Source organism: Hydrogenimonas thermophila (genome assembly GCF_900115615.1).
GTDB lineage: Bacteria > Campylobacterota > Campylobacteria > Campylobacterales > Hydrogenimonadaceae > Hydrogenimonas > Hydrogenimonas thermophila.
Genome location: NZ_FOXB01000076.1, coordinates 1 through 3,391, shown reverse-complemented (window position 1 = coordinate 3,391; position 3,391 = coordinate 1). Strand labels below are relative to the sequence as shown.

Sequence of the window (3,391 nt, the reverse complement as noted above, 5' to 3'; positions counted from 1 at the left end):
ATGACAAGAATCAAGTATGGACTTATTAAATGAATATTAGGGTTGGAATGGGCTACACAGAAGTGGTGGATGGCCTTTAACTATTTTTTTAACAGAAGATTTAAAACCATTTTTTGCAGCTACATATATTCCACCAATTACTTCATACGGTGTTGAAGGATTAGAGACACTGTTGCCTAAGATTGGTACGCTCTATCGTAACAATAGAGAAAAGATTGAGAGAAAAGCAAATGCAATTGAAGCTTTGATGAAACGAGTGCATAATATTCCTTCTAAACCGATTGATGTTAATTTAACAATAGCTGATCAGGCAGTTGAGTTGATGGCGGAGTACTATGACAATATTTACAAAGGTTTTGGCAATAGACCAAAATTTCCAGAGAGTTCAAGGTTAAGATTACTATTTGACATTTATGCTCTAAATGGCAACAGAAAAGCAAAGCAAATGGCATTGGAAACACTTGATGCAATGCAAAGAAGTGGTCTTTATGATCAGATTGACGGTGCATTTTTTCGTTACTGTGTAGATCGTACCTGGAAGATGCCTCACTTTGAAAAGATGTTATATACAAATGCCGAATTGATACCTCTATATGTCAAAGCATATAAGCTAACTAAAAAAGAGAGATATAGAGAGGTTGTTAAAGAGACTGTAAGTGAGATTAATCGTAGATTTAGAACATCTGAAGGGTTATACTTTAGTGCAAGTGATGCTGATAGTGATCATCAAGAGGGAGGGTATTTTATATACCGTTATGATGAAGCATTTTCTGCATTGGTAAATTCAGGATTTAGCAAAGAAGATGCAAATCAAATTCTAAAATTTCTGGATATTAGTGAAGATGGTAATTTTGATACAGAGTTTGCTCATCCAAGAAGGGTAGATGAGGTAGAACCAAAGGGATTTAAGAAGGCAAAAAAGATTTTAAAAGAGCTTAGAACAAAACGAACCTATCCATTTATAGATAAAAAGATTATTACAGCCTGGAATGCTATGATGATAAAAGCACTATTTAAAGCCTCTTTTTTAGATGAAAAGTATTTAAATAGTGCCAAAAATTCCTATATATCATTAAAGAAATTGATGCAAAAAGATGATGGAACACTTTATCATCAAGTGTTATATGGAAATAAGCCTGTTCAAGAAGGATTGCTTGAGGATTACTCTTTTATGATTGATGTGGCATTAACTGCTTATCAGACTACACTGGATGAAAACTATTTACAAGATGCTAATAGATGGATGAAGTTGGCATTGAAAATATTTTATAGAGATGGTCGATGGCTGCTTGGAAGTGACGGTTTTGAAAGTTATGCTGATTTGCAAGATAACTACTACACCTCTGCACTCTCTGTAATGATAAATAATCTTCTTGATTTAGCACTTTTAGAAAGCTCTTTAAGCTATGAATCTATTGCAAAAAAGACACTGGATGCAAATGCTCTTTTGCTGGAAAAAGAGCCTGATGCATATCCAGAAAGTTTACGTGCATATATTCGTTTTAAACGTGGAGTTATCGGAATTAAGTCAAACTATAAAATGTTACAAGATAGTGCGGAAAAAATTGAAACTATTCATTATCCATTTTTATTGAAAAAAGTTGAAAAGTTAGACGGCTTTATTGCTTGTGATATGCGTGCATGTTTTGCTTTTGGTAAAGATTTTGAGAGTATTAAAAATAAGATAGAAAAGCATTAAAGGAGAAGTAAAGAACTTCTCCTCAATTATAGTTTATACTCTAAATTGACTAATTTGTCTTAGAACTTCGTCAGCAAGTTTGCCAATACGTTTAACATTTTCTTCACTATTAAAAATGTTATTTGTATTTGTTTCAGAAAGCTCTTTTATCTTAATCATTTTTCCTATGAATGCTTCCATAATTTTTGCTGCATCATCAATTGTTTTTGCAGTACTTTCAACACTGCCAACTGCTTCAGTCATTTTTACAGAAACATTACCAATCTCATTTTGTACCTTAGAAGCATCTTCTGTCAATCTATTGACATTTTCTATATTTTTATTCATAGCACTACTACTGTCCATAATAGATTGTACAATTATGTTAATAGTAGCATTTATATCTGCAAGACTCTTTTGTGTGCGTTCTGCTAGCTTTCTAACTTCATCTGCAACAACTGCAAATCCTCTACCATGCTCACCTGCACGAGCAGCTTCAATAGCAGCATTAAGTGCAAGAAGGTTTGTCTGGTCTGCAATATCTGAGATAACCGTTAGAACCTCTTTTACCTGTTCTGCATCATGGCTAAGTTGTTGAAGTCTTTCAGCAAGTTCATTTTCAACAACAGCATTGTTTTCTATTTGTGCAATGGTATTTTGAATAAGATTAATAGCATCTTGTAAACTTTGATTTGCATGTAACATATTATCTTTAGTAAGTGTAACTTCCTGATTACTTGCAAGAAGCATATTTTTTAACTTATCAGCTTCTTGTGACCCTTCATCAACAATTTTTGCTTCTGTATGAATATTTGTAGTAATTTCTCCAAATGCATGCTCTAAGCCTGCTGAGACCTCTTTATTTTCATAGGCACTGCGTTGAGCGTGTGATGTAAAGTTGTGTAATGCATTTAGGAAATCTCGAAGTGCTGATCTGATACTTCCAAATTCATCATTTTCATAAATGCGTATTTCAGTGGTTAAATCTTTAGTTTGTGCAATTTTAACAATAAGGTTTTTTAGAGAGTTTAATCTCATATCCATATCTTTAATTGACAAGAATGCAATAATAAGCATCGTAATAATTACAAAAATGCCTATAAAAGTATTAACAAAAGCCATACTGTGAAAGCTATTTAAATCTTTTTTTATCTGCTTTGAAATTGAGTCATCTACTTTTTTGAGTATATTAATTTTTTGAGTAATTGTATCAAACCAATATTCAGCATCAATGTTAAAATTGCCTGCAAAAGCCTTTTTTATTGCTATATTTCGCATCTTTGTAACTTTTGCAAATGATGGATCATTAACAGCATTTTTATATAAAGATGAAATTGATTCAGGTGCAAATGATAAAAAATCATCTAAATATGAGTTTTGTTCTGCAACTAGTGTAATAAATTTATTGTACATACCCGGAGCAAATTTATTTGCAGCAAATGTTGCTGATAAAATGGCTCTTTCAATACCTGCACGCTCTTTTGCTTTTAAAAATGCAGTATATGCTACCAAATCTATTGTAATGAGTTTAGCAGGAGATAGTTTTGAAGTAGTTGCAATAATTTCTAATATTTTAGCATTCATATTACTGTAAAAGTTGACAACATCTTTTATTGGAAGTTGAAGATTTGAAATTAAAATACGTATATTTTTTAGCTTAGCCCATTCCAACCCTAATATTCATTTAATAAGTCCATACTTGATTCTTGTCAT

Annotated in this window: 1 protein-coding gene and 1 pseudogene; one reads left to right on the top strand and one right to left on the bottom strand. The window is 32.1% G+C overall.

Translation table 11 applies throughout. The features are described from left to right. Window positions 1–64: 64 nt before the first annotated feature. Window positions 65–1,699 (top strand): annotated as a pseudogene (locus tag BM227_RS12455) (thioredoxin domain-containing protein); the annotation flags it as partial. A 33-nt stretch (window positions 1,700–1,732) separates the two neighbouring features. On the opposite strand, the gene BM227_RS12450 reads toward BM227_RS12455, so the two are convergent. Continuing rightward, window positions 1,733–3,349: a methyl-accepting chemotaxis protein gene (locus BM227_RS12450; RefSeq protein WP_092914324.1), complete on the bottom strand. Its 1,617-nt coding sequence runs from the start codon at window positions 3,347–3,349 to the stop codon at window positions 1,733–1,735. Window positions 3,350–3,391: the final 42 nt, after the last annotated feature.